The organism is Aquimarina sp. MMG016, from assembly GCF_018100805.1.
Lineage (GTDB): Bacteria > Bacteroidota > Bacteroidia > Flavobacteriales > Flavobacteriaceae > Aquimarina.
Genome location: NZ_JAGJEA010000005.1, coordinates 58,266 through 83,887, shown reverse-complemented (window position 1 = coordinate 83,887; position 25,622 = coordinate 58,266). Strand labels below are relative to the sequence as shown.

At 36.7% G+C, this 25,622-nt stretch carries 15 protein-coding genes; all 15 read left to right on the top strand.

Annotated features, from left to right (window positions below):
- The first annotated feature begins 12 nt into the window (after positions 1-12).
- The 15 genes from J8M14_RS11490 (at position 13) to J8M14_RS11420 (ending at position 25,619) form a co-directional block, all read left to right on the top strand.
- The gene (locus J8M14_RS11490; RefSeq protein ID WP_211074771.1) at positions 13-2,505 is read left to right on the top strand and encodes a hypothetical protein; all 2,493 of its coding nucleotides are present in this window, start codon (positions 13-15) and stop codon (positions 2,503-2,505) included.
- A gap of 18 nt (positions 2,506-2,523) precedes the next feature.
- Positions 2,524-4,116, top strand: a complete 1,593-nt coding sequence (locus J8M14_RS11485) for a contractile injection system tape measure protein (protein ID WP_211074770.1) — start codon at positions 2,524-2,526, stop codon at positions 4,114-4,116.
- Between the two features lie 12 nt (positions 4,117-4,128).
- Positions 4,129-5,529, top strand: coding sequence for an ATP-binding protein (locus J8M14_RS11480; RefSeq protein ID WP_211074769.1), 1,401 nt, complete (start codon positions 4,129-4,131; stop codon positions 5,527-5,529).
- Between the two features lie 15 nt (positions 5,530-5,544).
- Entirely contained in the window at positions 5,545-6,912 is a 1,368-nt protein-coding gene (locus J8M14_RS11475) for a DUF4157 domain-containing protein (protein ID WP_211074768.1), read from the top strand.
- A 105-nt stretch (positions 6,913-7,017) separates the two neighbouring features.
- On the top strand, positions 7,018-8,277 hold the full coding sequence (locus J8M14_RS11470; protein WP_211074767.1) for a DUF4157 domain-containing protein: 1,260 nt from the start codon (positions 7,018-7,020) through the stop codon (positions 8,275-8,277).
- Between the two features lie 196 nt (positions 8,278-8,473).
- Positions 8,474-9,985, top strand: a complete 1,512-nt coding sequence (locus J8M14_RS11465) for a DUF4157 domain-containing protein (protein ID WP_211074766.1) — start codon at positions 8,474-8,476, stop codon at positions 9,983-9,985.
- A 265-nt stretch (positions 9,986-10,250) separates the two neighbouring features.
- Positions 10,251-13,367, top strand: a complete 3,117-nt coding sequence (locus tag J8M14_RS11460) for a T9SS type A sorting domain-containing protein (RefSeq protein ID WP_211074765.1) — start codon at positions 10,251-10,253, stop codon at positions 13,365-13,367.
- A 189-nt stretch (positions 13,368-13,556) separates the two neighbouring features.
- Positions 13,557-14,327 carry an N-acetylmuramoyl-L-alanine amidase gene (locus J8M14_RS11455; protein WP_211074764.1) on the top strand — a complete coding sequence of 257 codons (771 nt, stop codon included), beginning with the start codon at positions 13,557-13,559 and terminating at the stop codon, positions 14,325-14,327.
- Positions 14,328-14,456: 129 nt separating this feature from the next.
- A complete protein-coding gene (locus tag J8M14_RS11450) occupies positions 14,457-15,128 on the top strand; it encodes a hypothetical protein (protein WP_211074763.1) in 672 nt (223 codons plus the stop codon).
- A 7-nt stretch (positions 15,129-15,135) separates the two neighbouring features.
- A complete protein-coding gene (locus tag J8M14_RS11445) occupies positions 15,136-15,720 on the top strand; it encodes a hypothetical protein (RefSeq protein WP_211074762.1) in 585 nt (194 codons plus the stop codon).
- A gap of 218 nt (positions 15,721-15,938) precedes the next feature.
- Positions 15,939-17,648, top strand: coding sequence for a 7TM diverse intracellular signaling domain-containing protein (locus J8M14_RS11440; RefSeq protein WP_211074761.1), 1,710 nt, complete (start codon positions 15,939-15,941; stop codon positions 17,646-17,648).
- A 45-nt stretch (positions 17,649-17,693) separates the two neighbouring features.
- Complete coding sequence (locus tag J8M14_RS11435; RefSeq protein WP_211074760.1) at positions 17,694-19,352, top strand: tetratricopeptide repeat protein; 1,659 nt, start codon at positions 17,694-17,696, stop codon at positions 19,350-19,352.
- Positions 19,353-19,678: 326 nt separating this feature from the next.
- Positions 19,679-19,873: a hypothetical protein gene (locus J8M14_RS11430; protein ID WP_211074759.1), complete on the top strand. Its 195-nt coding sequence runs from the start codon at positions 19,679-19,681 to the stop codon at positions 19,871-19,873.
- Between the two features lie 148 nt (positions 19,874-20,021).
- Positions 20,022-23,381 carry a T9SS type A sorting domain-containing protein gene (locus J8M14_RS11425; protein ID WP_211074758.1) on the top strand — a complete coding sequence of 1,120 codons (3,360 nt, stop codon included), beginning with the start codon at positions 20,022-20,024 and terminating at the stop codon, positions 23,379-23,381.
- Between the two features lie 42 nt (positions 23,382-23,423).
- Complete coding sequence (locus tag J8M14_RS11420) at positions 23,424-25,619, top strand: tail fiber domain-containing protein (RefSeq protein WP_211074757.1); 2,196 nt, start codon at positions 23,424-23,426, stop codon at positions 25,617-25,619.
- Positions 25,620-25,622 lie beyond the last annotated feature (3 nt).

The window sequence follows — 25,622 nt, the reverse complement described above, 5'->3', positions numbered from 1 at the left end:
CACACGTTTACAATGACAGATCCTATCACCATACCGAAAGAAATACCTCAAGATACCGCATTAAGTTATGACTTTCTCCGTAAGGAAGGAATCGAACTAATACAAAAAATGGCAGGAAATACCTGGACAGATCATAACATCCACGATCCTGGTATTACTATCCTGGAACAACTGTGTTATGCTATTACGGATTTGGCATATCGTATGGATTATGATATCAAAGATGTAATAGGGAGTGATGGTAGCAGTTCCTACAAAGATCTGTATAGTGCCGCTACTATATTAACGGTAAATCCAGTTACCTTATTAGATCTGCGGAAAGTCGTGATAGATGTAGAAGGAGTGAAAAATGCATGGGTAGAGAAAGTATCACAAAACAATTCGATCAATACAGGAAATAACGGGCAAGATAACATATCGTCCAAAGGATTGTATCGTGTATTTATTGAAAGAGATGAATTGGTTCATATTACTGGATCCAATATTCTGGCAGAAGTAAAATCCAGGTTACAATCGTGTCGCGGAGTTTGCGAAGATTTTGAAGAGATACGAATGTTAGATACGCAGCCTATCCGTCTTCAGGGAACCATAGAGATTACTCATACTGTAGATAATATTAATCAGATGGTTGCTAATATATTACATAGAGTAAATACACATTTTTCTCCTCGTATTTACTTTTACACACTACAGCAATTAGTAGCACAAGGCAAAAGAACAGATGAAATTTTTGATGGCCCAAGGCTTAGACATGGTTTTATTAATGATGAAGAGTTATTACAGCGTGAACGAAAAAAAGAAATTCAGACGTCTGATATTATTCGGGAAATTATGGATGAAACGGGAATTTTGGCCATTGATGAGCTTTCAGTTGCTACAGGTGCGAATACGATTAAAAGCTGGTTATTACCATTAGATCTTACCAAAACCCCTTCTCTGGATGTGGATGGAACATTACAAGAACTCACTTTTACTTCGCAAGGGCTTATAGTTAACGTTGATAAAGCACTAGTAAAAACTTTATACAACCAAAAACGAACAGAAGGATTACAAAGTATAGTACCATTAGAGGAACGTGACATTAATATTCCTGAAACTGTAGACAGGAATATAGAAAACTATTATTCTATCCAAAATCAGTTCCCAGCTAATTATGGTATAGGAAATACAGGATTGCCAAATTCTGTATCCGAAACAAGAAAAGCACAAGGAAAACAGCTCACCTCTTATCTGGTGTTTTTTGAGCAGCTTCTGGCCAACTATTTTTCGCAGACGGCTAATTTCAAAAAACTGATGAGTTTTGATGGAGAGGACACTAAAACGTATTTTAATCAGTCATTATTGGATGCGATACCTGGATTGGAAGATGTATTAGTGAGCAAAGAAAGTTATCAGGAGTACTTAGATGAAATAAATGTAGATACCACCGCAAGTTTACAACGAAAAAATAAATTTCTAAATCATTTGCTAGCTAGATTTAGTGAGCAGTTTACTGGATATGGAATGCTACTTCAGAATGATGTTACGGATACTGAAAATGATGATGCATATGCGATATCAAAAAAATTAATACTAGACAAAGCTAAGTTTTTACAAGAATATCCATCGATAAGTGCAGCACGTGGCAATGCATATAATTACACACAATCGTTTTGGGACACTGCTAATATTTCTAGCTTAGAAAAGCGCATAGCTCTTAAATTAGGAATAGAAGATTATACCCGTAGAAATCTCGGAGAAGCAGATAAAGAAGGGTTTCATATGGTAGAACATATCTTATTACGTCCACGTACCGCATATCCGTTTCCGTTAGAAGGTCGTTATAGTACAAATGCAATCAGCAGCTTTGAAGCCATAGAGAATACAGAAAACACCAAATGTATTTCCAACGGACATGACCTGAAAAAAGGAGAGCAGATTCGGATTCAAGGAACTGAAAAGTATGACGGGGAGCATACGATACTTTCCGTGAGTGAAGATGGTTTTGAGATAGCAATACCTTTCGACGAATCATCTGCCGGAGCTACTTGGCAACGTGTATTTGATATTCGATACTATGTTAGAACGTCGAGTGTTTACAATTTTACAGAAGTAGCTAACGAAGCAGGTCATACTTTTTGTAAGGCGGATGTTAAAAAGCTTAAAGTTGGAGATCAGGTAGAAATAATAGGAGCACAATCGTATGATGGAGTTCATGAAGTAGTAGCAGTACACGAAGATGGTTTTGAAATTCCTGTTCCCTTTGTAGCGCAGGAACCCGAGACAATAGGTACAGGTCGATGGATGCAGGTTGCTACGCCCACTGATTCATATTCTTTTCAGCTCACTTTTATGCTTCCTGCATGGCTACAACGTTATCAGGATGCATCTTTTAAAAAGTTTGTAGAGCAGACAATACAAGAAGAAACTCCAGTACACCTTAGGCCAAGTATTAAGTGGCTTCAAAAAGAGGAGATGCTGCAATTTGATCAAGCATTTCACGCATTTCTATCACAAATCAATTAACGGTAAGCTATAAAAGAAATGAGATCGCAACGACATATCATTAACAAGCAAATTATTGAGATACAGTTATCACAAAAGGGAGATACTTTTGCCATGCAGCAAAAGCTAAGCAAGCTCTATCAGGATCAGTTAGTGCCTGTTCTTGATGCTCAGTTAGATACGTATTGCGAGTATGATCAGGAAAAACACTATCAGATGGATCGCCTAACGATCGATTTGGGCAAAGTCAACCTGGAAGATATGTCAAAGCTATTTAATGAAAAATTAAAGGAGGTTTTATCCGGGATGGATGCAGGAAATGATTTGCATAGTAATGAATTGGAAGAATTTAAAGAAGGAAAATTACCGAAAAAAACACCGTTAAAAGCAGTCTCATATTATTTGCAAACCGGCAGATTACCTTGGTGGGCAGATCAACATACAAAATCATATGTGCTCGAGCAACTAGATCAATTGCTGGCACATCCGGATCCTACTTTCAAAAAATTGCTGTCCGAACTTACCTCAAACAGTGTCTATATAGATCGGTTTATAGGCATATGTACTTCGACACAGCTAGAACAGTCATTACAGATATTGGCGAACTATTCCGTAAAGGATGTATTAAAAACTAAAGAAGAACTGATCGCTAAAATCAATCAGACTTCACATCAAAATAAGTTAAGAAGCAACAATGCCAAGATCACAAAAACTTTTTGGATAACTGCCTTTGAACAAGTGTCTAGGGTAGAAAATTATCAAAGTCTGAAAGAGCATTGTATACAGAAAATAGTAGCAACATTAGATATTCATACAAACAATACCAAGAACACAAACAATGACGTATCGGTTATTCGAACGTTAACCACAGGATATAAAAAACAATATCCAACAGATAAGACTTGGCAATATGTTTTTGAAAAGTTATCAGGAGTGGTGAATCATGCTGCTTTTTATCAGCTAAGCAATGCTATTCATAAAGAGCTGAGACAACTATTAGAAATAGTAAAAGGGGGCGACAAAACAAAAAATCAAGCATACCTCAATCGTTTAGAAGTTGTATTGAAACAACTACAATCAACTACACGGTCAACAGTAATCGAAAAGCAGCAATCTCAATTTGAAGACACTGATTTTATATCCATAGAAAATGCTGGATTACTATTATTGTGGCCTTTTTTACCACGGTTTTTTGAAAACCTTGGATTGATGGAGGACAAGACTTTTATAGATGAAAATGCAAAACATAAAGCCGCCTTCGCGCTACAGTATCTTTGCGATGCTGATGAGTTTGAGCTTTTTGAAGGAGTATTACCACTTAATAAAGTGTTATGCGGTGTTTCTATAGAAGAACCATTAAATCTCACATTACTTTCTGAAGAAGAAAAAGAAATTGCCAACGGCTTACTACTTGCTGTGATCAAACAAGGCCCTCATTGGAAGAATTTATCTGTAGAAGGGTTAAGAGCCTCTTATCTATGTAGAAAAGGATCACTAAGAATACAAGACAGCCATTGGCTACTACAAGTGCAAAAAGAAACCCATGATATCACCTTACAAAAACTTCCGTGGAGTTGTAGTACGATCAAACTCCCCTGGATGAAACGACCGATGATGGTAGAATGGTTATAAAAATAATAGATGATGATACAAACAGAAACAATAGCTCAACAAAAGATGCCAAAACAAGTTTTACGACCTAAACTACAACAAAATGCTGCGATATTAGAAGCAGAACTTTTATGGCTTTATGAAGTGATAACAACACGTATTGCGTTATATTTTGAGCACGAATGCTCCTATACATCCATACACGATATCCCCTTACCGGATATCGAAGAGTATCATACACCTTATGCTTCTTTTGTAAAAAGCAATGCGCTCAGTTTTGAAGAAAGATTGGTATTGATTTTAGCACTGGTTCCTCATATAAAACCTGAGTTGTTAGACATTTTATCCAGCAAAAACAAGGATTATGATCGCCGATTCAGTGAGTTTGGAGGATTGTTTTTAGAAGGGCATACAGGATTGATTCCTACGGCAGCAACCGCTATGTTTTTATTGGCTGGAGATAGTTTAGCAAAAAGATTACAATATCATCATCTCTTTACCAATGATTTTATGATCATTCGTAGAGGAATTATTGCCATAAATACAGTTAAAAATAATACGCCATTGTTAAGTAGTATTTGGATGGTTGCTCCGGAATACGTAGAGTTATTATTGAATGGAAAATCATATCAAGCAGCCTATAGCCCTGACTTTCCTGCGCAACAAATTCAAACGAAGCTATCGTGGGAGGATCTTATCGTCTCTAGATCCACAGCCCATAGTTTGCAGGAAATCAGGGATTGGGTTACGCACGGACAAACTGTTTTAGAAGCATTAGACCTGAATAAACGACTAAAGCCAGGGTATAAAAGTCTGTTTTATGGCCCTCCGGGAACTGGAAAAAGTATGGCGGCAGCTTTGCTGGGAAAAAGTACAGGAAAACCAGTGTACCGAATAGATCTAAGTATGACAGTCTCTAAGTATATCGGCGAAACCGAAAAAAACTTAGCCAAAGTGTTTGATCAGGCAGAGCACCATGATTGGATCTTGTTTTTTGATGAGGCCGATTCGCTTTTTGGACAACGTACCCAGGTAAGCAGTGCCAATGATCGTTACGGAAATCAAGAAATTGGGTATCTATTACAGCGAATTGAAGATTTCCCGGGCATAGTGATTTTAGCATCAAATTTAAAAGACAATATAGACGAAGCCTTTACCAGACGTTTTCAGTCCATGGTAGAGTTTACAATGCCGGGAGTAGAACAACGGTATACACTCTGGGACCAATCGTTTTCTGATAAATTACCATTAGATCCGAGTATAGATCTATGGCATATTGCAGAAAAATATGAGCTATCTGGTGGCTTGATGATGAATGTAGTACGTAAATGTACGCTACAAGCTGTGACAAATACTCAGCCTACAATATCTAGACAATGTTTCGAAACTGCTATACAACAAGAATTGCAGAAAGAGGGGATTATTTTAAGTTGAAAAAATATAGTAGTTATGAAAACACAAGCAGATAAAACTCAAGAATCTCAAAACTCGATTACCCCGAGAGTTGCTAGTGAAGCTAGTAACGGAGGTACGGCTCAATTAAAGGATCACCGTACCTCTACTATCGCTCAACGAAAACTACAACAATCGATGGATAGCTCTAGTACAAAACCTATCCAACGGAAAAACAATACAGGACTCCCCGATAACCTAAAATCTGGGATCGAAAACCTATCCGGTTATAGTATGGATGATGTGAAGGTACATTACAATTCTAGCAAACCAGCTCAACTACAAGCCCACGCCTATGCACAAGGAACGGATATCCACCTCGCACCCGGCCAAGAAAAACATTTACCCCATGAAGCCTGGCACGTAGTACAGCAAAAACAAGGGAGAGTACAACCTACAAGACAACTAAAGAGCAAAGTGAATATTAATGATGATGTGGGATTAGAGAAAGAGGCAGATGTGATGGGAGCAAGAGCTTTGCAAGAAAAAAAAGATCTAAATAAAATAAAATCATTAAGAAATAATAATGTTCGGAATGTGATGCAAAGAAAAATAAATCCAATTGAGATAAATGAAATTTGTGATAAGATAGGAATTGATAAAAAAGAAACTGTCAAAATAGCTATGGTAAAAAAGGGGAGGGCGATAAAATATAATACTCCGCTATCGGCTTATGGAGAAGGTTATACTTATGGACTTAAACATAATGATTTAGGTAGATCTTATGCGTCTATAAATCAACTTAATAAAGAATCATACGATAAATTCGCAGAAGATGGAATAGCGGCTTCTGGTGGCGGTGCATATGATTATGTAAGTGGAATTTTAATGGTGAATGAAAAGAAAGGTAAATTTCCAGTGAACCAAGTGATTTTGCATGAGTTAGGGCATCATAAGCAGTCTATTAATGATGATTTTCATCGCGATAATACAGATAATGTATTACTAGAATTTCATAATGTTATGTTTAATGAAAACTCCGATACAACTAAAATGATTGAAAAAAGAGTGTTTTATGGAAATTATAATCTTACTGATTCATGGTTTGTTCAATGGGGTTCTTTCAAAAATGACAGGATTAAAAAAGAAAAATTCCTTGAGAAAAAATTAAAATTTATATCTGATAAAATGATGTATGCTAATGTTATTAATTCAAAAGAGGAGGGCTTTTTTGCCAATACTGACAGAGAAGGAAGCAAAGAGAAGGATTTAGTTGTGTTTAGTGAAATTTTCTATAATGCTATGAGCCTTGTGAAAGATGACCCAGAAACAGAGGAAGATTTAGATGGAATTTTTTATGCTTTAGCGCTATTACACAATCTTTGTGGCGGCTTAGGTATACTTAGCTATAAAAAGACTCGCTAGTTTGTAACTAGTGGCGTCAACAGTGAGAAGAAAAGAGTTCGAGTTCGACAGCTTTACTGTAATATGTAATACGTGTAAAATTAAAACAAAAATGAGTTAAGTACAATGAAAGCATCACTAGAAAACACCCAAGAACCACAGCGACACACCTTACAACGCGTACAACAAGAATCTAGTACCGATGGTAAAGCTACAATTAACGATAACCGAACAGCTACAGTAACACAACGCAAGTTAAGAGCTAGTATGGACAACACAGATTCTAATAAACTGCCCGTACAAAGAAGGAACAATACTGGCTTACCTGATAATCTAAAATCCGGTATCGAAAACCTATCCGGTTACAGTATGGATGATGTAAAAGTACATTACAATTCTAGTAAACCAGCACAATTACAAGCCCACGCCTACGCACAAGGAACCGATATCCATTTGGCACCCGGACAAGAAAAACACTTACCGCACGAAGCGTGGCACGTAGTACAGCAAAAACAAGGGCGTGTACAACCTACGAGGCAATTAAAAAGTAAGATAAACGTAAATGATGATGTTGGGTTAGAGAAGGAGGCGGATGTAATGGGAAATAAGGCACTTAACAATAGAAGAGGTAAAGGATCAAAATTAACCGTGAAAAGTTCTAATACAAAGGGAGTAATTCAAATGCAAATGAAGGATTATTTGGTATCGATGGATAATGAAGGGAAAATAGGGAGTATATACGTAAACCAGCATGACCGCATAAGATTAGTGCACTCAAATGGTCCTAGTAAGATAGTATATAAAGGAAAATATGATGTTATACATAGATATAGCATTGATTTGACAGCATTTATGAAAGGTAAGGATTTTAGTAATGATGATTCTGGAAAGGATTCAGCAAAATGGGAAGCTTCGGGAATATTGGAAAAAATTGTAAAGAATGATCAAGTAATTCCCGAATGGGCTAAAAAGGTAGAGTCTACAGAAGAAGCATTAACTGTTGGAGATGTGATTCCTTATGATAATGATTATTTCTTAGTAGAACTAAAACAAAAAGAAGATAAAATAGTAAGTACGCCGCACGTATCGAGGGGTAAATTAGTGAAATTAAGTTTAGATGACGAATTCGTTATAAAACTAGAGAAAAAAATTATTGAAATTGAAAATAAAGAAGATGCTCGTAAAAAACTGGACACTGCATATTATTATTACAGAGAACATCTGAAAAAAAATAATAAACGAGCTAAAAAATATAAAACTGAAGTAGATAGAATTGCGGGGAAAATGAATAAAGAATTATTAGAATTCATCGGCAAAGAGAAATTTTCATTGCTATATGCGATTCACGATTCTAAAGAAACTATTGAAGAATTAAAAAATAAATAGAGAATATTTTCGGAAGTTTTCCAGCTCTTCAAATTTCGTATCCATTTCCTCCGCTCCCGCTAGTTTGTAACTATTGGCGTCAAGTGAGAAGAAAAGAGTTCGAGCTCTAAAGATAGCCCTGCGAAGTTTGCAACTTCGTAGTGTTAAGATTGAAATGCTGTTTGTCTATATAAGCAGACAAAATATAGTAAGTAAAATGAAAGCACAACAAGAAAACACCCAAGAACCACAAAAAGAAATTGTACAACGTGTACAACAAGAATCTAGTACCGGTGGTGAAGCTACGATTGTAGATAATCGTTCTGCTATAGCTGTACAACGTAAGTTAAGGGCTAGTATGGGTAACACAGATTCTAATAAACAGTCCATACAAAGAAAAAACAACACAGGCTTACCCGACAACTTAAAATCTGGTATCGAAAACCTATCCGGTTATAGTATGGATGATGTGAGGGTACATTACAACTCCAGCAAACCAGCACAATTACAAGCCCATGCTTATGCCCAGGGAACCGATATCCATCTGGCACCAGGACAAGAAAAACACTTACCTCACGAAGCCTGGCATGTAGTACAACAAAAACAAGGAAGAGTAAAACCTACTATTCAGTTAAAGAGTAAAGTGAATATTAATGATGATGCCGGATTAGAAAAAGAGGCCGATGTCATGGGAGCGAAAGCAACCAAAGTGAATGGTGATCAAGGATTGAATGATTTGAAGAAAAAGTCGTTAAATCTAAGTGAAAATTCAGTTCAAGGATACTTTTATGAAGGGAATTTCCAACATGATAATAAACGGAATTTTATCAGATCTGTACTCCGCTATTTCGATAAGTTAGATGAAAATCGCTTTGATGCGAGGGGAGTCGAATTAGGCTTTACCGAAGATAATTTAGCCAGAGACACTGAGGTGGAATTACTAGCGGAACTGCTCTGGGCTGAATACGGAGAAACTGAAAATCGTCATATGGAAATGGAAGTAATCGAGTTAGCCTATCAAAGTTCCATGAGAAATGATAGGGCTTTTGAAGGTTTACCTTTTTTCGAATTAATCAAACGATTTAATAAGGCAAGGATCAATTTTCCATGGTCAGTAGACGATACGCTTAAGCTGGATAGGAGTGTTATGCCTAATAGAAGGATGGCACTAGGGTTTGCATGGAAAAATAAAAAGGAAAACCCTGATGGGTTCAAGAGAATGAAAGCAAACGCGGAAAACCCTCACCAAAACGCGCTTGCACCAATTGTTCCTCAAAATCAAGGAGTACCAGCTGCGCAAGTGAACATACCTCTCGGTAATTTATTTATGAGTAGAGGAGCATCAGTATTTAATACAGATTCGGATAAGTTGGTCCTTGGAAGATACAGGCCATCATTTGGCAACGATGCGAACCCAATTTGGGAAGTACCTGGAAATGACTCTTACGTAGCAATTGCAAAAGAGCTTGGAGGGGCGTACTTTAATATGGGTGCTGATTGGGCTCGACTCAAAGCAGCGCATAACATTCAATCTGATTTGGATATGTTTATTCAATTGAATATACCTGTACTTTGGAGTGCAATCCATTCGAATAAAACAATAGTATTTACTCATCATCCTGAGGCTGATAATAATTCAATGTTATTTGGAGAATGGCAATTCCTTCAGGTTAATGGTGGATTTACAGGTTTAAGGGAAACTGAATATGGCTATTGGGAGGCAACATAAGTTTATCTCTTAGGAGAACTAGTTTGGTCTATTTAATGACTTAGGTTTCTGTCCTAGGCAGTTGGGTGTAACTTCAGAAGCGTTCTAATGACCATGTATGACAGTACCCAATATTTTGTGTAAAAGAATCAGTAAAAGTTATAGATTTTTCGTCTTGGAATTGTCCGATATTTCATAGGATTTGACGGTTTTGTGCTACTGCTTGGTATTTCTCCTCTATATTTTTGTCTCTCAATTATCCTATAACAGTTATATAAAGAAAACAATGATAAAAAAAATACTTCTAGTAGTGAGCGCTGTGTGTGCTTTATATAGTCAGGTATCAGCTCAATGTGAATCCAATTGCACTGGCTCTAATGCTTTTTTTGGGCGAGGAGCGGGCCTGAACAATACCAGCAGCTTTAATTCATTTTTTGGAGCTAATGCAGGGAAAGATAATAAAGGATTTCAAAATTCTTTTTTCGGTAAAAATTCTGGCAGTAATACTACAGGGAATATCAATTCTTTTTTTGGGCAATTATCAGGATTTTCACATACAATAGGTGATGAAAATTGTTTTTTTGGGGATGGTACAGGACAAAACCATATCCAGGGATCTCAAAACTCCTTTTTTGGAAGAAATGCGGGGAAAAATAATACCAATGGAAATCGAAATGTTTTTTTGGGATACAAAGCTGGATTTAACGAGAAAGGTTCGGATAAACTATATATCGCTAATAGTGATACTGAAAACCCTCTTATTTTTGGAGATTTTTCGAGCAAGTTCGTTCGAATCAACGGAACCTTAGAAATCGGTCAAGGGGTTGAAAACACCTTTGTTGGTACAGGAGCTGGGACTGCTATCAGTAGTGGAACCAGGAACTCCTTTTTTGGAGCATTTGCCGGAACGAGTAATACCTCGGGAGGAAGTAATTCATTTTTCGGAAGAAATGCAGGTAAAGACAATACCACCGGCGGCGAAAACTCTTTTTTCGGTATAGCCGCAGGTGCGAATAATACCGAAGGTGATGACAACTCCTTTTTTGGTGGCGCTTCAGGTGTTGCAAATACGACCGGTAGTAACAATTCTTTCTTTGGTGTTGGCTCTGGTTTTAGAAATATTTCAGGAAACTTAAATTCTTTCTTTGGTCGAGATACGGGGAGAGAGAACACCACAGGTAGCCGCAACTCCTTTTTCGGACAAGCCGCAGGATCAGGTAATACCACCGGTGAATTGAATACATACGTTGGACACAGGGCAGGATTTGGTAATGCCACCGGAAGTCGTAATGTATTCATAGGAAATGAAGCAGGTGCTAATGAATCGGGTTCTAACAAACTCTACATCGCGAATAGTAATACAGAAAATCCACTGATTTTTGGAGATTTTGCTGAAAACCTAGTACGTATTAATGGTAAGCTAGAAGTGAGTGAGGGCATCGATGGCATTGTTTTAGACGAAACCATTAGCAATACATTTATAGGTCAAGGTGCTGGATCATCTGATACTACTGGTGGACAAAATACTTTTGTTGGAAGTGAAGCAGGCCGTTCGAACACTACAGGTTCTGTAAATTCCTTTTTCGGGCGTCTTTCCGGAGCTACAAATACTTCTGGTGTTGCCAATTCTTTCTTCGGGACCTTTGCAGGATTTGATAATACGACAGGTTCGCGAAATGCTTTTTTCGGACGAGGTGCCGGTAGCAATAATACAGTTGGTGATGGGAATGCCTTTTATGGACATAATGTTGGATTCAATAATGTTTCCGGTAAGAACAATGCCTTTTTTGGGGCAGCTGCAGGAACCAGAAATACTAACGGTTCTGACAACACCTATGTGGGATCCTTTGCTGGATTTGAAAATGCTGCAGGTTCGGGAAATGTCTTTTTAGGAAATCAAGCAGGTTTTAATGAGACTGGTTCTAATAAACTCTACATCGCGAATGATGATACAGAGAGTCCTTTGATTTTTGGAGATTTTACAGATAAGATTGTCCGTATCAATGGTAAGCTAGAAGTGAGTGAGGGCATCGATGGCATTGTTTTAGACGATGTCACTAGAAATACCTTTATAGGTCAAGGTACCGGATTATCAAATACTACAGGTGGACAAAATACTTTTGTCGGAGATGAGGCAGGTCGTTCGAACACTACAGGTTCTGTCAATTCCTTTTTCGGGTGTCTTTCCGGAGCCTCTAACACCTCTGGTATTGCCAATTCTTTCTTTGGGACCTTCGCAGGATTTAATAATACGACAGGTTCACAAAATGCTTTTTTCGGACGAGGTGCCGGTAGCAATAATACGGTTGGTGATGGGAATGCCTTTTATGGACATAATGTTGGATTCAATAATGTTTCCGGTAAGAACAATGCCTTTTTTGGGGTAGCTTCAGGAACCGGAAATACTAACGGTTCTGACAACACCTATGTGGGATCCTTTGCTGGATTTGAAAATGCTGCAGGTTCGGGAAATGTTTTTTTAGGAAATCAAGCAGGTTTTAATGAGACTGGTTCTAACAAATTGTATATTGCTAATAATAATACTGTGTCACCTTTGATTTATGGTGAATTTGATAAAAAAGTAGTCAATATCAACGGAAAAGTGGGAATAGGTATTGATACACCTGAACATCCTCTGCACTTAAGATCGAGTAATGCTGTTTTCCGTATTGATGGAGATAGTCAGGATCCTGGCCTTGCTCTGGTACGATACAATAATGGATTTGGAAAAGTTTTAAAGAGTTTTTATTTCTTTAATCATGCCACGGGTGTTAATAAAGGTAAATTTGTGATTGCTGATAGGGGGACCAAAGTAAACGGAGAGAGTAAAGCTCGATTGATTATCGATAATCAAGGAAATGTAGGTATAGGAAATCGTTTTCAAAATTTAAAAAATAATGCAACAGCCCGCTTACACGTTGATGGTACCGTACGTTTTCAGAATTTACCAACAGGAGAAGGACAACCTTTGGTAATTGATAAACACGGAAAAATCTTAAGAGCAAGTAATAGTACTAACACTCGTACCAGTAATCTTGATCAGGAAAATGAAGAATTAAAGACGCGGGTAGAAAAATTGGAAGAGGAACTTGAACAACTCAAATTAATTTTGGGACAGATTCAGGTTGGTAATCAGGCTAAGAGCAGTGCACAACTATATCAAAACCACCCTAATCCTTTTGATCAAACAACTACCATCAATATGTTTATCCCAAATGATGTACAGCAAGCTACATTGTATATCCATACTTTGCAAGGTAAAACGATGAAGCAAATCACGATTAACCAAAGAGGAGAGGTTTCAGTTCAAATTGATAGAAATACTCTTGGGTCTGGGGTATTCCTTTATACCTTAATTGTAGATAACAAGAAGGTTGATGTTAAAAAAATGGTACTTGAGTAAATGCCTGATAGAGTTCACGATAAGATCTTCACTTGAATTGAGATAACTCAAATCATAAATGAAAGTAGGACTAAAAACACTATAAATACGCTGTCGTAAATTTTATCTGATTTGACGGTTTTGTAATAGCTAAAACAGCAGTTTCAAGATACTTTTGACCTATATAAGATCATCTAATGTAAGTACTATATGAAAGCCACGAGCATTACTAAACACGAGAAAACCTTTTTTGATACTGGAAGAGATACTGCAGGTAAGGAATTTACCCTAGCGTCAAGCAAGGTTCCTATCAAAGGAGGTAACGAGAAGATGCCCTATATAAGATGCCGTACAAAAAATGGAGATACCTCGTTCTATATAAAAGAAAAGCATACCAAAACACAGATTGTATTGCATTACACTGCAGGATACCTAAAAGGAGATGTAGCGGCATTATCCAGACCTAATCATCGCGTGTCTGTTCCTTTTATCATTGCCAGAAATGGTACGATTCTTAATCTGTGGTCCTCCGCTTATTGGGCCTATCACCTTGGTTCCAGAGCGGTGGGAGGAAATACTAATGGGGGTAAGAGAACCATAGCGGTCGAAATGTCGAACATTGGATTTTTAAAAAGAATAGGTGACAATCTAGTCACTGTATACAGTGATAACGATGTCTATTGTCATATCAGTGAAACACAGTTCTACACAAAGCTAGATACACCTTTTAGAGGAGAACAATATTTTGCGACATATACTGCAAAGCAATATAAAAGTTTGATACTACTACTAAAGTATTTAACTGCTGAGTATAACATCCCTGCTTCGTTTTTATCAAAAGATAAACGATATGGAATTGTAGCAGAAGATGAGTTGGTTAATTTTAGAGGCATCACCTCGCATGTAAATTACAGATCTTCAGGAAAGTGGGATATAGGTCCAGCTTTTAATTGGGAGAAGGTGATTAATGACCTTGCCTAAATGTTAGAACTTTTATAATGTCGGAAAATTACTCTTATTTGTCGCGTTCTTGATAGTAAAATACCACCCTCTAAAGTTAACTTTGTTAATAAGATAAAACATATTAAAATTTACTGATAAATATTGCATATGGAAAATTTGTACAAACAAGCGCTTGCAGTTTTTATACTGATTTTTATATCTGGTTGTGCCAGTTATGGTCCAAAAGATAATAAGCTTTCTGTTATTTTATCAGGAACCCAACAAGCAGTAACCAATTTAGCAGAAAAGATAACTATAACAGAAGATCAGGATCTTATAGCAAAATACTATAATCTAGAAAAAAAGTATGAGGAGTTGTTTCCGGTACTTATAAAATGTAATGAGAAATATGCACTTACCACAACGTATATGTCAACTCTAGAAGAAGCACAGAAGTCATTACAACGTTTGTATAAAAATTTTGATGATATTACTGATAAATCTTATATGTTAGAATCCATTTATCTGGATTATGATGCCAAACTACAATCTATTAATAGTAGTGCCAAAAGTGATGCTAATACCACAATAAAAGTGACTATTAATTCTAGTGAAGATGAAGGTTTTTTTGTTTTCGGAAAATTGTCATATGAACAAAATCTGAATATCAAAAGGTTTAGGTTTAATAAACCCACTCAGAATGCTTCTCAGGATTTTGTGCCTGGTTATTATTTGTTTTGGCTAGAAAAAGAAGATCGGGTAGGGGAACCAGAATTACACCTTATTATGAGCAATGGAAAAGAAGAAGAGAAACAATTGGTTTTAAAAACCCCTAAATAAAGGTACAATGCTAGTAAACCGATTAAAAGAAGTTTGGAAAGAGATTACTCTGCTCAGTACCTGGATTGCTTCGGTAGCGGGAGCCTTTATTATACCTTTACCTTCCTGGCATGCGTCTGATGAGAACACTGCTTTTTTAATGAAGTTCGGGGTATTTATTGCTACAGTACTTGCGGGGTTCCTGATTTTATTTTCTCTAAAAAACAAATCTATTATAAAGTGGACACGTTTATCGATAGAATTTATAGTTCTTTTTATAGGAGTTTATGCAGCCTATCATTTAGCAAGGGAAGCCAAAACACTTCCCTACCTGGAAAAAGATATTGTAATTGGTAATGAAATGGTAGATAATGATCCATTTGAAGTGTTTAAAGCATCACATGGTTTTTTGCCAGCTCGAAACGAACAGATGATGATCTTATTGGGTGATCCCGAAAAAGCCTGGACCAAACAGAGTATACTATTTAATAGAGTACAGCTGATGACACTTTTATTTTTGTGTTATCTGTTTTCTGCAGGATTTATGATCTCTTTTTGTAACCTGATCATTTTGTATAAAGAAAAATATACAATCAAAATTGAAAAGAAATAGTTATACGTCATTTTCTGCAACCTTAAAGTTTAGTAACTACTCACTATTTCAATAAGAATAACACGAAACAAAAAGTTAAACTAACTGTTGTCTCGACAGGGAGGAGCACAATTTTCAATTCATATATGAAAGTAATGTATTGAGATTATAACGATTTGTATGGATTCACGAGCATGTGTTTTTCATAAAAGGTATCTTTGCTTTTGAAAAAGAATTTGATGCTTCCATTTCAAAACATACATAAGATATTTCTACTGATTTGGGTATCGATAAGCATTATATCCTGCAGTAGCCCTAAGGAGGTTCCTAACGTAAAAGATGGTTTTATTGATGTATCTGAGGTAGACTTTAATACCGTAAAAAAAGTACCACTTAATGGTGAATGGCATTTTTATTGGCAACAGTTTCCTTATAAAGAAAGCCAATTCTCTACACAAATATTAAAAACTCCTTCTTTAATTGAATTACCGGGAAACTGGATTGGTAATTACTTCGCTGGCAACAAGTATCCCGCTAAAGGATATGCTACCTATCGTTTAAAGATTCGTCTTGGAGAATCTTTAGTACCACTATCATTAAAAATCCCTCGGAGTTATACTGCCGCTGAAATTTGGATCAATGGGCAAAAAATCGAACAATTAGGAGATATTGGAGTTCAAAGCGATGCTGCAACTCCAAGTGGAAGACCTTTGTTGGTTGATTTGCCAAAGGCTTCGGAAATCGATCTTCTGATTCCAATATCTAATTATGAGTATCGAGCAGGTGGCGGTTTTATTCAGGGTATAACTATAGGAAATCGTAAGTTTCTTAGGGCAGAGAGAGAACGACAATTATTGATTGAGTCGTTAAGTGTAGCTGCTGTCTTGGTAGTTGCAGTTTTTTCAATCTTATTTTACTATGTAGAAAGCAGGAGAATAGTATTTCTATACTTTGGGATATTTGTTATTTGTGGCGCCCTAAGACAAATAGTGGTAGGCGAATCTATATTGCTAAGTATGTTCCCGGAGACTCCATTTTGGTTGATTCATCGATTGCGGTTGGTACCTTTTTACTTTGGGATGGGGATTGCAGGGTTATATTTTTATACACTTTTCCCAAAGGAATTTTCAAAACATATAGTCAAATTGTATTTCTGGATTTCTATGGCGTTTGCGATCTATTTAGTGCTGGCGCCCACATATATATCTAGTTATGCTTTTATTCCGTATCAATTCATTGCCTTCTTTGGGATTGGATATGCTGTTTTGTCCATTACCAAAGCAGCTTTTCGTAAACGATCAGAAGCAAAATTTGTACTGTTTGCTATGGGAGTTATGGGATTAGTGATGGTTAACGATCTTTTAGTAGTACAACAATTTATTGATAGTATCTTTTTAATGAATTATGGCTTTGTAGCGTTTATTGGTATGCAGGTAATAGTGCTCTTTAGAACTTATAAATCTTACACCGAACAGATTGACCAACTTTCTGAAGATCTTTCGACCGCAGGAGAGCAAATTCAGTATCAAAAGGATGATATCGACATCTTGGCGACCGATAATGCCATGCGTTTGCAATACAAAAAACAAGTGTTGCAACAACTCAAAGACATTCAAAAACTGGATCATACTCAAATAGGATCTTCCGTAAGGAAATTATCACAAGAAATTCGTTCCCAAATACAGGTAGAAGAGAAGTTGTCTTTTCAACAAGAACATATTGACCTACTCAATACCAAGTTCAATAAAAGATTGTTAGAAAAATATCCGAACCTCTCTAAAACTGAACAAGAAATCTGTGGACTGATTCGGCTAAAATTATCCACCAAAGAGATTGCAGCCTATCGCAATACGTCGGATGGAGCCATACGAGTGGCAAAGAATAGGATTCGAAAAAAAATAAATATTATCGATCAGGATGATCTGGAAAACCTAATGTTAAATATCTAATTTTCACTTTAGATAGTATATGGACAAATTCGTAATTTTGTGTTGATGAAACAGACGATACTTGTTCTATTTTTAGGATTATCTCTTTTTTCTTTTTCACAAGAGCAGGATACTACATTAGTTCGTCTTATAAACAATGTGCAAAAGGCAACTACCGATTCCTTAAAAATTGAGGCATATCTGACCTTAAATTCTCAGTTATTACTTAGAGATTTTACAAAGGTTGAATACAATATTGATAGTATTGTTACACTACTTGCAAAAAATCACGGATACGACAAACGCTTACAACAAGCAATAGTATATCAGCAACTTGGGGTGCTTAACCGTAAAATGGATCGGTATACTTTATCATTGGATAATTATCTAAAAGCAAAAGAAATTTTCGAAAGTATTCCGGATTCCTCTCACCTCTCTACGAACTATCATAATATAGCACAGGTATATCGATTCGAAAAAGAATATGAGAAGGCTATAGAGTATTTTAGGAAATCTATTGTCTTAAAAAAGAAACTAGGTAGAATCCGAAGTCTGGGAACTACCTATAATATATTAGGAGTTGTTTATACAAAGCGCAGACAAAGGGACTCTGCATTTTATTATTATGACAAAGCAGAAGAAATATTCTTAAAACTCGGATATAAAGAAGGTCACTATCAGGTTGTAGGAAATAAAGCATTTGAATATGTGATTGCTAAACAATATAAAAAAGCACTTCCGTTTCAGTTAGAAAACCTTGCTTTTGCCGATAGTATCAAGAAATATGAGTCGGTTGTTACCATCCACTATAGCCTGGCGGATATTTATCGAAATCTGAAACAATATGATAATGCATTATATCATATAGAAACGTCCTTACAACTTTCGAAAGAGAAAAAAATGGGTAACCGAATCGCTCTTAACTATAAAAAAAGAAGCCATATCTATCATGATCAAAAGGATTTCGAAAAAGCGTTGCGTGACTATCGAAGATTTTTCAAAGTGTACGATACTGTTTTTAATCTGCAAAAAGCTAAGGAAATTCGTGAACTGGAACTCAGGAATCAATTCAGACAAGAAAAGTTAACAGATAGTTTAGCATTTGCAAAACAAAAAGCTCTGATCGCTAAAGAGCTGGAAAAAGAAAAAGCCACAACCATAAGAAACTTTATTATTATTGGAATCTTACTCATTCTAGGGGTGTCGCTTTATATGTATAATAGAAAGCGTTTACAGCTCGAAAAAATTCAAAGAGAACATTTAGAAGAGGAATTAGAGGAAACCGAAAAAAAGGTGGAAACCCGAGAGGAAGAAATATCTACACTGATCACCGAATCTATACAGCAGATACAAACTAAGAAAAGACTGGTAGAGGATCTTAAGAAGATTTCTGATAAAGAAAACTCTGATATTACCCTAAAAAGTGTTATTGCGGAATTAAAAGCAGATGATCTTGAAGATTCTAAGTTATTAATGATTCGCAGTAATTTGGAAGCACTTAATTTTGAATTTTATAAGCAGGTAAAGTCCATACACCCAAACCTGACTCCCACGGATCTGGAAATTTGCTCTTATGTAAAATTAGACTTGAGCGGTAAAGAAATTGCCAAGCTCAGAAACACTTCTATAGATGCAGTAAAAAAAGCTAGACATCGACTAAAAAAGAAATTAGAACTTTCCGAAAATGAAGATTTAGACACCTATATTTTAAGTTTAAAACGTTAGTTTCTGATTTTTTTATACAATTCATAGGAATAAACCGAAACTAAACAATACGTCATTCAGGTATGGTTAAAGTAATTTTTAGGCAGAATAAACTTTATGAAACCCCTGAAAAACAAAAAAATGTCAATCTGAGTGATTTTCGACATAAAATTGCATCCAAGATGAGCTCATTTTCTTACCCTTTTACAATTCTTGTATGAAACTATAAACTTTAATTACTCCTTTCTTTATAGTAGGTTTGGGAATTGTCCACCAAATTGTCCACCACGTTTTTTTTCGAATATCCAGTACGAGGCATATACTTGCATCAGAATTTTGAGAGCACAATGATCCGATTCAGTTTAGCAAAATATTATAGGATTATTTCAGGTAAAAAAAAGCACGATAAAAAAATCGTTGCTATTCAAGAATTGCAAGAAAGAAACATTGCCTTGCAGGCGAAACTGAACACATTAGATGATATAGAAGCAAAACTGAAAGAAGCTATGATTGAATATGAAAACAATGAGAATATAAATTAAATCACTTTTTTTCAATGATTTAAGACGTTGTTTTTTTTTAAATATGCTAGGGTGTAACGTTTTGTAACGCTCAATTTTTGGAAAGAATTAGGTAAGCAATGTACTATTGTAAACTCAAATCGAGAATAAATTTTTAACCCCTTATACTATGAAAAAACGACTACTTTTTTGGGTGGCGATTGTTGCCTTTTTACAAACCTCATTTACTGTTAGTGCCCAATGTGGAGCAGGAGAAGATACCACTCCACCAACAGCTATTTGTAAAAATATCACAATCCAATTAGACGAAACCGGAAATGCTAATATTATCGTTTCAGATATTGACGATGGTTCCACAGATAATTGCAGTATCTTAAGAAGTAGAGTAGTCCCAAGCAGTTTTGATTGCACTAATTTAGGAGATAATGAAGTTACCTTAATTATACAGGACGAAGAACTAAATACAGGTCAATGTACCGCAATAGTCACGGTTCAAGACACTATCGATCCCAGTCCTCTTTGTGAAAATATAACAGTCGAGTTAGACGAAAATGGGGAAGCAATGATCACTGCCCAAGATGTGGCGGGAAGCTCTGTCGACAATTGTGAAATCACCGTATTTAGAACCCGTACTACAACTTTTGATTGTAATGACCTTGGGGATAATGATGTAAGTATTAATATGCTGGATGCATCATTTAATAGTGCTAATTGTACTGGAGTTGTAACTATCGTGGATAATATACCACCAACTGTAGTTTGCAAAGATATTACAGTACAGTTAGATGAAACAGGAGAAGCCACAATTACTACTGCTGATATTGATGATGGTTCGAGTGATAATTGTACAATCGTAGATCTTAGTTTATCAAAAACAGAATTTACTTGTGCTGATATTGGAACTAATACTGTTACGCTAACAGCACTAGACTTATCCAACAATCAAGAGAGTTGTGAAGCTATAGTTACTGTGGTTGCTGCAACACCAACAGCTATTTGTAATACTGTTATTCTGGAGCTCGATGCCTCTGGAAATGCCACTTTAACAGCAGCTGATTTGAATGGAGGAAGTGATGATCCCTGCTCTTCTCTTAGCTTTAGTGCAAGTCAAACAACTTTTGATTGTACAAACCTTGGAAATAATACAGTCGTGCTTACTGTAACTAATCAAAATGGATTACAGGATACTTGTAATGCGATAGTTACTGTAGAAGATGTTACAGATCCTAATGCTGTTTGCCAAAATATAACAATACAGTTTGATGCGGCTGGGAATGATATAATAATAACCCCAAATGATATTGATAATGGATCTTCAGATAATTGTGGAGATATTGATCTTTTTATAGATCCGGGTGATGCTACATTCACGACAGTAGATGTTGGTACAACGAGAATTGTAGAATTGATTGTGGATGACCCAAGCAGTTTTTTAGATACCTGCAATGCACAGGTAAGCGTTGTGGCTTACGCATCTCCGACGATAAGTTGCCCTGCAGATATTACGGTAAGTAATGATGCAGGAGCCTGCGAGGGGGCAGTAACTTTAGCTACCCCTACCTTTACAGGTACAGTGGATCAAACGTTGATTCCCACAAGCCCAAGAACCGATCTTTTAGGAGGTGGAAACCCAATATCTCCAACATTAATAGATACTCAGGTAGTGCTGTCTAATGTGATCACAGCAACAGAAGATGTTATCTTAGAAATAGAATTAAGAGGAGATTTTGATACAGTAGGTGAATGTTTTGTGTTAGCAGGGCCTGATGGTTCTGAAGTATACAACGAATGTATGATTTCTGGGTCACTTAATGGAGTTACAGAAACCGCTACTATTACCCAAGCCACCTGGAATAACTGGGTAACTACCTATGGTAGTGATTTAACATTTACCCTTCAGGAAGATGCTGATGTAGGAGTTAACAATTCATACTACCAATTAAAAGCTGCCAATCTGGGTAACCTGCTTTTGGTAAATGATTTTAATAGAGGTTCTGATGCTTCAGATACGTATCCAGTTGGACAAACCACGATAAATTGGACAGTAACCGATCGAGACGGAGGTTCTGATACGTGTGCACAGTTAGTTACTGTAAATGATACAGAGTTGCCAGTAGTTTCTTGCCAAAATATAACAGTACAGCTGGATGCTTTGGGAAATGCCACTATTGTAGCCTCAGATATTGATAATGGAAGTACAGATAATTGTGGGATCGCTTCTTTAAGTATTGATATAGATACGTTTACTTGTGGTGATTTAGGAGATAACCAGGTTACATTAACAGTTACCGATAGCAATACAAATGTAAATAGACGTATGGCAACCGTAACGGTAACCGAAACAATCGATCCGGTTTTATCCTATACAGGTGTTCAGGGATTGGGTACCCAGGATAATCCATTTACAAGTCTTACCTCTCCTGATTTATTAGCAGCTCCAAGCGGCGTGTATTATTTCAATTTTAGCGGGAGTACTTTTCAAGGACAAGTCGATAACGATACCGATGGTGGTGGTTGGTTAATGGTGCTAAACTATGTCCACCAGGCTGGTACCAACCCTGATCTTCAGATTAGAAACACAGACTTGCCACTGCTAGGTTCTTCTACATTAGGAACAGATGAATCAACTACTGCTTTTTGGGGACACTTCGGAAATACATTGGCAGCGGATATTGATTTTTCAGAAGTACGTTTTTATGGAGAAAGTAGTAGCCATTCTAATATTCTGAATTTCAAAACCACTCAGCAAGATGCACTTGACTATATCAAAACAGGAACAGGTTCTTTTGATATGATGCTTTCAAATCAAGATTTCACCCTATTGGCTGGTCATACCACTACAATTCCTGAAAATGGAGATGATTACAATAGCGATGCTGGAGATTTAGCATTGACTGAAAGCCCAATAATCAATACAGAAGATGATCAAAGTTGGTCGATAAGAGCAAATAACGAAGTTTGGGCTATGGATGATGCACCGGTGAGTTTTGAAAATAACACCTTACATCGGATATGGGTACGAGGAGATTTATCACCGGTGAATAGCACAGTAGTTCCCGAAATTACTTTTCAGTTAGATGCTGTGGGTACCATAACGATAAATCCAGCAGATATACCTATTACAGCTACTGATAACTGTGGAACACCAGCATTAAGTTTAAGTCAAACAGATTTTGACATGAGCGATGTAGGGTTGAATGTCATCCAGTTTACAGCTACCGACAGTTCTGGAAACCAGGCCGTAGTCGATGTAAATGTGACTATTGAAGCTCCTACCTTAGGTATAGAAGGCCAGGTGTTTACTAATACTACCCTATATCCGGTTCCTGCAAGGGATTATATAAAGATTAATGGCTTACGCGAAAACGTAAACCTGACGATATATGATATCACTGGTAAAAAAGTCTACCAACAAAAAGAAGTAACCAATCATCAAGAAATTCCGATATCACAACTTTTTTCTGGAACCTACTTGGTAAAACTAGAAACTGATAAAAATACTCTTGTAAAGAGAATTGTCATCCAGTAATTAACAGAAAATACAATAATAAAACCCCTTATAAAGATGAAAATGAGAAAGCAAATACTAATGTTGTTGGCGTTACTGGTAAGTACGCTAGCTCTAGCTCAAAGTCCGCAAGGATTTAATTATCAAACGGTAGTCAGAGATTCAAATGGAAATTTATTAGCCAATCAAACAGTGTCGTTTCAAATTGAAATTTTAGAAGATAGTGTTACAGGAACAGTGGCATATCTGGAAACGCATAATACAATTACCACCAATGCACAAGGTGTAATAACTTTGGTAATTGGTTCAGGAACGACTTCTGATACTTTTGCAAATATCAATTGGGGCAATAATACGTATTTCCTGGAGATTAGTATTGATACCTCAGGAGGAACAAACTATGCAACGATTGGTACTTCAGAATTAGTCTCTGTTCCGTATGCGTTAAATGCTTCTAAAGTTGAGCAATTAAATGGAGGAAGCAATGGGCAAATCTTATCGACTGATGGTTCTGGAACAGTAAGCTGGATCGATAGTGTTGACAGTCTTAACAGTACCTTCTCTCAGTTATCATCAGGGCTTTCCACTTTTAATCTTGAAGTTATAGGAGATACAGGAGACATTTTTACCCGATTGACTTTGATTGATGTCCTGGATGAGTATGTCTATGGCTATAATGATGATACCGATGATTTTTTAGTCATCAATGTTAGTGACCCTTATAATCCGCAAGTAGAGGCCCAACTTGCCACAGGGATCACCATTGGGTTTTCATCTGCAAAATCTGCAGGAGTAATTGTAGGTAATTATTGCTATTTATATAGTCAAGATGGTTTTTTAGCGATTGTTAATATTACCGACCCTAGCCAACCTGCGTTAGTATCCAATACAACAGCTATCGACGCTGATGTAGAAGCCATTGCCAGTGATGGTAATTACCTTTATCTAGTAGATGATAGTGTGGATAAAGCGTTTACAGTGGTTGATATCAGTAGTCCTGAAAGTCCAGTGATATTACCAAATACGGTTTCCGGTTTAAATATGGATAGCAACAATGCTTCTATGGTAATTAATAATGGGTATGCCTATGTAATGAGCAATGAAACCGATAATATTGATATCATCGATGTTACAGATCCATTAAACCCCTCTTTAGTACTGAGCAGTAATCTTTTTGGGTATTACCTTACCGATATCATTGCCGAAGGTGATTATCTATATGTATTGGATGAGGATGAAAGTCTCTTGAAAATTTTCAATATCTCGAATCCTGTATCGCCCGCTTCGATAGGAACACTTTCGATTGGAGGGACTCCTCAGTCTCTGGTCAAATCAGGAGATTACGTATATATTGTGGATAGCGAATCAGATGATCTAAAAGTGGTGGATGTGTCTGATCCTTCAACCCCTTCTTTAGCTTCAGATATTGGATTTCAAAGGGGTGCTTTTGGAGTTAGAGTACAAGGAAGCTATGCTTATGCCCAGAATCAGGTGAGATCAGATAATTCATTAAAGGTGGTGAATTTGTTTAATTCAACTACGCTGGGAGTAGCATACGACGGTACGTTACAAACGGTACAAGATCGAGATGAGCAAAATTTAACAGGTGCCAGTCTGTCTGGTACAGTACTTACTATTGAGATTGAAAATGGTGATGCAACTACCGTAAATCTATCCAGTCTTGCAGATGATATGGGAAATCATACGGCTACGCAAAATATACAAACCAATAGTAACTGGATCAGCAATGATGGCGATGGTGAAGGTGTTTTTGTGGACGCCTCTGGCAATGTAGGTGTTAATACCGCTACTCCCGGAGTGAGTTTTCAGGTTGGTGAGAATGGTGACGGTACAGAATCTCGTGCCAATGCGTGGAATACCTTTTCAGACAGACGTTGGAAAACCGATTTTCAAGTCATTGAAAATGCTGTTGAAAAGATACAAGCTGTAAACGGATACTACTATAAATGGAAAGATAAACCAGATACCTCTACACAAGTAGGAGTGATTGCTCAAGAAATTGAAGCGGTATTGCCAGAAGTGGTTTCTACGGATAGTAAAGGGTACAAATCTGTAGACTATTCAAAGTTAACGGCCCTGTTAATTGAAGGAATGAAGGAACAACAACAACAAATACAGGCACTACAAACTAAAAATTCCGATTTAGAAACGAAGAACGATCAAATAGAATCACGATTATCCAAAATAGAGAGGCATTTGGAGATAACCGTAAAGCTATCCTCTGTAACTAAAAACTAATCA

What these genes read in the sequence shown, in the direction of transcription:
- J8M14_RS11490 (WP_211074771.1), top strand. Translation starts at nt 13, where the DNA reads ATGACAGATCCTATCACCATACCGAAAGAAATACCTCAAGATACCGCA.
- J8M14_RS11430 (WP_211074759.1), top strand. Translation starts at nt 19,679, where the DNA reads ATGATCCGATTCAGTTTAGCAAAATATTATAGGATTATTTCAGGTAAA.
- J8M14_RS11445 (WP_211074762.1), top strand. Translation starts at nt 15,136, where the DNA reads ATGCTAGTAAACCGATTAAAAGAAGTTTGGAAAGAGATTACTCTGCTC.
- J8M14_RS11480 (WP_211074769.1), top strand. Translation starts at nt 4,129, where the DNA reads ATGATACAAACAGAAACAATAGCTCAACAAAAGATGCCAAAACAAGTT.
- J8M14_RS11465 (WP_211074766.1), top strand. Translation starts at nt 8,474, where the DNA reads ATGAAAGCACAACAAGAAAACACCCAAGAACCACAAAAAGAAATTGTA.
- J8M14_RS11470 (WP_211074767.1), top strand. Translation starts at nt 7,018, where the DNA reads ATGAAAGCATCACTAGAAAACACCCAAGAACCACAGCGACACACCTTA.
- J8M14_RS11450 (WP_211074763.1), top strand. Translation starts at nt 14,457, where the DNA reads ATGGAAAATTTGTACAAACAAGCGCTTGCAGTTTTTATACTGATTTTT.
- J8M14_RS11420 (WP_211074757.1), top strand. Translation starts at nt 23,424, where the DNA reads ATGAGAAAGCAAATACTAATGTTGTTGGCGTTACTGGTAAGTACGCTA.
- J8M14_RS11425 (WP_211074758.1), top strand. Translation starts at nt 20,022, where the DNA reads ATGAAAAAACGACTACTTTTTTGGGTGGCGATTGTTGCCTTTTTACAA.
- J8M14_RS11485 (WP_211074770.1), top strand. Translation starts at nt 2,524, where the DNA reads ATGAGATCGCAACGACATATCATTAACAAGCAAATTATTGAGATACAG.
- J8M14_RS11440 (WP_211074761.1), top strand. Translation starts at nt 15,939, where the DNA reads ATGCTTCCATTTCAAAACATACATAAGATATTTCTACTGATTTGGGTA.
- J8M14_RS11460 (WP_211074765.1), top strand. Translation starts at nt 10,251, where the DNA reads ATGATAAAAAAAATACTTCTAGTAGTGAGCGCTGTGTGTGCTTTATAT.
- J8M14_RS11455 (WP_211074764.1), top strand. Translation starts at nt 13,557, where the DNA reads ATGAAAGCCACGAGCATTACTAAACACGAGAAAACCTTTTTTGATACT.
- J8M14_RS11435 (WP_211074760.1), top strand. Translation starts at nt 17,694, where the DNA reads ATGAAACAGACGATACTTGTTCTATTTTTAGGATTATCTCTTTTTTCT.
- J8M14_RS11475 (WP_211074768.1), top strand. Translation starts at nt 5,545, where the DNA reads ATGAAAACACAAGCAGATAAAACTCAAGAATCTCAAAACTCGATTACC.